8 protein-coding genes are annotated in these 5,719 nt (G+C 73.3%); all 8 read right to left on the bottom strand.

Going from position 1 to position 5,719, the window contains the following annotated elements; translation table 11 throughout:
- On the bottom strand, positions 1-222 hold a 222-nt coding region (locus KS423_RS36840), incomplete at its 3' end, for a hypothetical protein (RefSeq protein ID WP_224284101.1).
- A gap of 193 nt (positions 223-415) precedes the next feature.
- The gene (locus KS423_RS36835) at positions 416-1,369 is read right to left on the bottom strand and encodes an ABC transporter substrate-binding protein (protein ID WP_224284100.1); all 954 of its coding nucleotides are present in this window, start codon (positions 1,367-1,369) and stop codon (positions 416-418) included.
- A gap of 45 nt (positions 1,370-1,414) precedes the next feature.
- Positions 1,415-2,092, bottom strand: coding sequence for an ABC transporter permease (locus tag KS423_RS36830; RefSeq protein ID WP_224284099.1), 678 nt, complete (start codon positions 2,090-2,092; stop codon positions 1,415-1,417).
- The gene (locus KS423_RS36825) at positions 2,089-2,757 is read right to left on the bottom strand and encodes an ABC transporter permease (RefSeq protein ID WP_224284098.1); all 669 of its coding nucleotides are present in this window, start codon (positions 2,755-2,757) and stop codon (positions 2,089-2,091) included. Before KS423_RS36825 ends, KS423_RS36830 begins: the two co-directional genes overlap by 4 nt.
- Positions 2,747-3,988 (bottom strand): ABC transporter ATP-binding protein, encoded by a 1,242-nt coding sequence (locus tag KS423_RS36820; RefSeq protein ID WP_224284097.1) that lies wholly within the window; start codon positions 3,986-3,988, stop codon positions 2,747-2,749. Before KS423_RS36820 ends, KS423_RS36825 begins: the two co-directional genes overlap by 11 nt.
- A gap of 213 nt (positions 3,989-4,201) precedes the next feature.
- Positions 4,202-4,588: a rhodanese-like domain-containing protein gene (locus KS423_RS36815; protein ID WP_224284096.1), complete on the bottom strand. Its 387-nt coding sequence runs from the start codon at positions 4,586-4,588 to the stop codon at positions 4,202-4,204.
- Positions 4,582-5,205 carry a cysteine dioxygenase family protein gene (locus KS423_RS36810; RefSeq protein ID WP_224284095.1) on the bottom strand — a complete coding sequence of 208 codons (624 nt, stop codon included), beginning with the start codon at positions 5,203-5,205 and terminating at the stop codon, positions 4,582-4,584. Before KS423_RS36810 ends, KS423_RS36815 begins: the two co-directional genes overlap by 7 nt.
- Before the next feature lie 197 nt (positions 5,206-5,402).
- Positions 5,403-5,480, bottom strand: a complete 78-nt coding sequence (locus tag KS423_RS48645) for a putative leader peptide (protein WP_107086570.1) — start codon at positions 5,478-5,480, stop codon at positions 5,403-5,405.
- Between the last annotated feature and the right edge of the window lie 239 nt (positions 5,481-5,719).

The following is a 5,719-nucleotide window of genomic DNA, read 5'->3' as shown; positions in this document are numbered from 1 at the left end:
GGGAGCACCGGTGGCGCCGTCGGCCGTGGGGGCGGCCGAGTCGGGCGCGGGGGCCGCGGGCGTGGTGGCGGCGCCGGAGGGTGTGGCGGCCGAGGTGGCGGAGGCGGTGGGGGAGCCGGCCGCGGAGGTGGCTTTGCCCGACCCTGATCCGGAGCTGGAGCAGGCAGCGAGGCTCACCGCGGCGAGTGCCGTGAGGGTGGCGGCGAGGAGACGAGTGCGCATGGCGCACAGACTGTCATGTTCGCGGCGTAGAAGGGAAGGTCCCTCCGGCAGTCGGGAGAGGGTCTCCGGAACGGCGGGCGGCGGCCCGGAGGAAGCTCCTCGGGCCGCCGCGTTCGCGATCCTCGGGCGTCCGGGCCGGGGCGCCGTCGGGTCGGCCGGTCGGCGGTAAGCCTGCCTGCCCTCCCGCCGGCCGTCAGCCGAGACCGTTGGACTTCAGCCAGTCCTTGGCGACCGTCGACGGGTCCTCCTTGTCCACCGACACGCGCTTCATCAGCGCCACCAGCCCGGGCGTGTCGAGCTTGGCCGACACCGCGTTGAGCGCCGCCGCCGCGGTCGCGTCCACGCCCGCCTTGTTGACCAGCGGGGTGATGTTCTGCGCGCCGAAGATGTCCTTCGGATCGGTCAGCGGGACGAGCTTGTACTGGACGATCTTCGGGTCGGTGGTGAACACGTTGCCGACCTGGATACTGCCGTCCTTCAGCGCGTTCGCGGTGGTGTCGGCGGTGGGCTTCCACTCCTTGAAGGTCAGTCCGTAGACGTCCTTGAGCTGCTGCTCGCGACGGTTCTTGAACTCCGGTGGCCCGCCGATGGTGAACTCGCCGGCCTTGGCCGCGAGGTCGGAGATGCTCTTGAGGCCGTACTTGTCGGCCGTCTCCTGGGTGACGCTGAGCGAGTCCTTGTCCTCGGCCGGGGAGGAGTCGAGGATGCCCAGCGAGGCGGGCAGCGTCTTGGTGAGCGCCGCGTTCACGTCCTGCGTGGTGACGGCGGTGGACTTGGCGTCCAGGTAGGCGAGCAGCGAGCCGTTGTACTCGGGCAGGACGGTCAGGTTGCCGCCCTGCAACTGCCCGTAGAGCACCTCGCGACTGCCGATGTTGAACTTCTCCTGGACCTTGACGCCCTTGGCCTTGAGCGCCTGCGAGTAGATCGATCCGAGCAGGACGTTCTCCGGGAAGTTGGCCGAGCCGACCACCACGGTCGAGCCGGAAGCGCCCGAGCCGCCGGTACCCGCCGAGCCGCCGGCGGCCGAGGCGCTCGAACCCCCGCCGAGCGGGTCGCCGCCGGAGGAGCCGCAGGCGGTCGTGCCGAGGGCGAGCGCGACGAGGGTGCCGAGGACGGCGGCACGGCGGCCACGGTTGATTGTCGACATGGTGACAGATGTCCTTCCGAAGTGGGAGGGGAGAGGGAAAAGGGGTCAGCGGCGCCGCTGCTGGGCGCGCACCCCGGGCGGGAGCGCGAACCGGGCGAGCAGGGCGAAGAACAGCTGGGCGGCGACCGCGAGCAGTACCACCAGCAGCGCGCCGCCCACGGTCACGGCGTACTTGCGGGTCGCCAGCCCGTCGATGACGTAGCGGCCGAGGCCGCCCAGACCGACGTAGGCGGCCACCGTGGCGGTCGCGATCACCTGCACGGTCGCGGTGCGGAAGCCCGCCAGCATGGTCGGTGCGGCCGAGGGCAGGCAGACCTGCCGCAGCACCTGGGGGTGGGTCAGTCCGATGCCGCGCGCGGCGTCCCGGACGTCCGGGTCGGTGCCGCGCACCCCCTCGACGGCGGCCACCAGCAGCGGTGGTGCGGCGAGCGCGACCAGCGGGATCAGGACGGCGGTGTCGCCGACCCCGGCGAGCAGCACCGCCAGCGTGACCAGGCCGAGGGTGGGCAGGGCGCGGGCGGCGCCCGCGAGCGCGGTCACCGCGGTGACGCCACGCCCGGTGTAGCCGATCAGCAGCCCGAGCGGGACGGCGATCAGCGTCGCGTACAGCAAGGCCTCGCCGGAGAGCATCAGGTGCTCGAAGATCCGGTGCACGATCGAATCCGGCCCGCTGCGGTGGTCCGGAGCGGTGAAGAAGTCGTTCAGCCAGTTCAGCCAGTTCACGAGCCCGCTCCCTTCTCCCGCACGGCCCAGGGCGCGAGCAGCCGCCGGGCGGCCACCAGTAGGAGATCGACGGCCAGAGCCAGGGCGGCGATCAGCACGATGCCGGCCACGATCGGGGTCGGGAAGGTGCGCTGGAAGCCGTCGACGAACAGGTAGCCGAGCCCGCCGCGACCGACCAGCGCGCCGACGCTGGCCAGCGAGATGCTGGACACCGCCGCGACCCGCAGTCCGGCGATCAGGTACGGCACGGCGGCGGGCAGCTCGACCGACGTCAGCCGGTGCCACGGGCCGTACCCCATCGCGGTGGCGGCCTGCCGGACGGCGTCGGGGACGGCGCGCACCCCGTCCACGGTGGTCGGCAGCAGCACGGCGAGGGCGTAGAAGGTGAGCGGGATCATCACGGTCGCCTGGGTGGCGAGGCCGGTGTACGGGATCAGCACCACGAACACGGCCAGCGAGGGCAGCGCGTAGACGATGTTGAACACGGCGGACAGCGGCTGGTACAGCCGGGGGTAGCGGGCGCAGGTCAGGCCGAGGGGGACGGCCAGCAGCAGGCCGATGAGTACGGGGACGAGGGCGATCACGGCGTGGTCGGCGAGCAGGTGGCCGAGGTAGCCGAGGTGGTCGCCGATCCAGTACCAGCGGACGATCGGTTCATCGTCCACCGTCGGCTCCGTCCGTGCCGCCGGTGACGTTGGAGCTGCCCGTTCCGGTTGCGCCGTCCGTGCCGTCCGTGCCGTCCGTGCCGTCCGTGCCGCCAGTGCCGTCCGTGCCGCCAGTGCCGTCCGTGTCGTCCGGGCGGCTTCCGGAGGTCGGGGACTTGTCGGTGCGGACGGGCGCATCGGCGGCCGGCGCACCGGAGGCGTCGGGCCGCAGCGCGGCGAGGACGGTCTCGCGGCTCGCGGTGCCGGTGGCCCGGCCGTCGGCGTCCAGCGCGACCGCGACCCCGGCGGGGGAGAGGACGGCGGCGTCCAGCGCGGTGCGCAGGGTGTCGGCGTCCGGGTGGAAGCCCACCGCCGGGTGCAACTCGGCGGTGACGGCGCCGCGGTCGATCCAGCCGATCGGGCGGCGTTCGTCGTCCAGGGCCAACTCCCAGCTCCCGTAACGGATTCCGTTGCCCACAGGACTGAGCTTGACGGTGCTCGCAGGGCGCAGGCCGAGGCCGCGCAGGCCCCGGTCGCGCCCGAGGAAGGCGGCCACGGCCTCGTCGGCCGGGGTGGTGAGCAGGGTGTGCGGGTCGGCCAACTGGGCGATCCGGCCGTGCTCGCGGAGCACCACCACCTGGTCGCCGAGCCGGACGGCCTCCTCGATGTCGTGGGTGACGAACAGCACCGTCTTGTGCAGCTCGGACTGGAGCCGCAGCAGCTCCTCCTGGAGACCGGCCCGCACCACCGGGTCGACCGCGCTGAACGGCTCGTCCATCAGCAGCACCGGCGGGTCGGCGGCCAGCGCGCGCGCCACGCCGACCCGCTGCTGCTGGCCGCCGGACAGCTGGAACGGGTACCGCTTGGCGGTCTCCGGTGCGAGCCCCACCAGTTCGAGCAGCTCGGCGGCACGGGCGCGGGCCTTCTTGCGGTCCCAGCCGAGCAGGTACGGGACGGTGGCGATGTTGTCGATCACCTTGCGGTGCGGGAAGAGCCCCGCCTGCTGGATCACGTACCCGATGCCACGGCGCAGCTTGGCGGGTTCCAGCTTCGCGACATCCGTGTCGTCCAGCAGCACCCGGCCCGAGGTGGGCTCGACCATCCGGTTGACCATGCGCAGCAGGGTGGTCTTTCCGCACCCGGACGGTCCGACCAGGACGGTTATCCGACCGGTCGGGACCTCCAGGTCCAGGCCCTCGACCGCAACGGTGCCGTCGGGGTGGCGCTTTCCGGCGCCCTCGAATCTGATCACGTGGAGTTTCCTCGTCAGGGCGCCCCGGGGAGGCGGCGCCTGGGTCGGTCGGTCGTTCGGTCGGGTCGTGCGGTGACGGCGGTTTCAAGCGCCCGGGCGTACTTCCGCCCGCGTGGCTGCCCAGCTTTGGACCGGCGGAAACTCGGATCAGACTATGACCTGCATCATCTCCTGTCTCTGATTTACCGTCCGGCACGCGGTGCGGCTGCGAGCTCAGCCGCCCCGTCGGGTCGGCAGGCCCGCGGCCGCCCAGCCGGCGAATCCGCCGTCCAGGTCGGTCGCCCGGTGCAGCCCCAGCTCGCGCAGGGAGGCGGCGGCCAGGCTGGAGGCGTAGCCTTCGGAGCAGACCACGATCACCTCGACGTCGTAGCCCGAGGCCTCGGGAATCCGGTGACTGCCCGTCGGGTCGAGCCGCCACTCCAGCACGTTGCGCTCGATGATCAGCGAGCCGGGGATCTCCCCCTCGGCCGCCCGCTGCGCCGCCGGACGGATGTCCACCAGCAGCGCGCCGTCCAGCTGGGCCTGGTACGCCTCGCGGGCGCGCGGCCGGTGGACGCCCTCCCGGGCCCGCTCCACCAGGTCGTCGATCGTGGTCACCACTGTTCCGGTCCTTCCTCGGAGGTGCGGACGAGCCCGCCGGCCCGCAGGTCGTAGTGCGCCATCGAGCTCAGCGGCGGCGAGTAGGCGTGCAGGGTGACGGCGGGGCCCACGGCGGTGTTGCGCACGTCGTGCACGTAGTCGGGGCCGAAGGCACGGGCGGTGCCGGCCGGGACCCGGCGGATCAGCAGGCCCTGGTCAGGCCCGCCGAGGGACAGCTCCTCCAACTCGCCGAGGGCGACGGTGAAGGCGCCGCGCGAGCCGCCGTGGTCGTGGAAGCCGGTGGACTGGCCGGGCAGCCAGCTGATCAGCCACACCTCGTGGTCCGCGTCGGCGACCAGGCGCCGGTACCAGCGCTCCTCGGTGGAGAGGCGGACGTGGTGGATCCACTCCTCGGGCCGCTCGGCCAGCTCACGGACGATGGTCCGCAGGGTGCTGGGGGTGAGCGGTGCGCGGGTGTCCCCGGCGGGGGGCGTCGGTGGTGGCTCGGGGGTGCCGGCCGGCCTCGTGGAGCCGGCGCCGGTGTCGGAGCAGGCACCGGTGCCGGAGCAGGCGTTGGGGCCGGTGTCGGGGCCGAGGGCCGGGCGGGTGTCGGGGCTGATGCTCGGGCTCAGGCTCATGAGGGCGTCCTCGGGTGCGGCGGGAACGTCGGCGGGAAGCGCCCGGTGTCCGACGGCGGTGGACGGGCGCGGGCCGACGGAGCGGCCCGGCACGTACGGGTGCGCCGGGGCGGGGCGGGAGTCAGAACTGCGGGTACGGGTGCGCGGCTCGTGCCCTGGCAGACGTCACAGGGCGGGACCGGCGGGGGAGAGCAAGGTCAACAGGCACAGATGGAACTCGCCTGGCGTCGCAGATCGACGTGCAGGCGGCAGACCAGAGTGGCGCCGGAGTCCATGCGCCGGATCTTTCCCGAGCGAACCGGACGAAGTCAAGCCGAGCCGGCGGCCCGCCGCTGCCCGTCACCGGTGCCGGGCGGACTCCTCGGCTACCCGTCGAGCACCCTTCTCCTCGTCTTCCTCCCGGCTACTCCTCAGCCCGGCGGCGCGGCGCCGGTGGAGCCGTGGCGGACGGGGCCGTGCCGGACGGGGCCGACGCGGTGTCGCCCGCCGGCTGCGCGGGCAGCGACCCGGTGGG

The organism is Streptomyces sp. LS1784 (assembly GCF_020103755.1).
In the GTDB taxonomy this organism is placed as follows: Bacteria; Actinomycetota; Actinomycetes; order Streptomycetales; family Streptomycetaceae; genus Kitasatospora.
The sequence above is the reverse complement of the archived record's forward strand: the minus strand, read 5'-3'. Positions and strand labels throughout refer to the sequence as shown.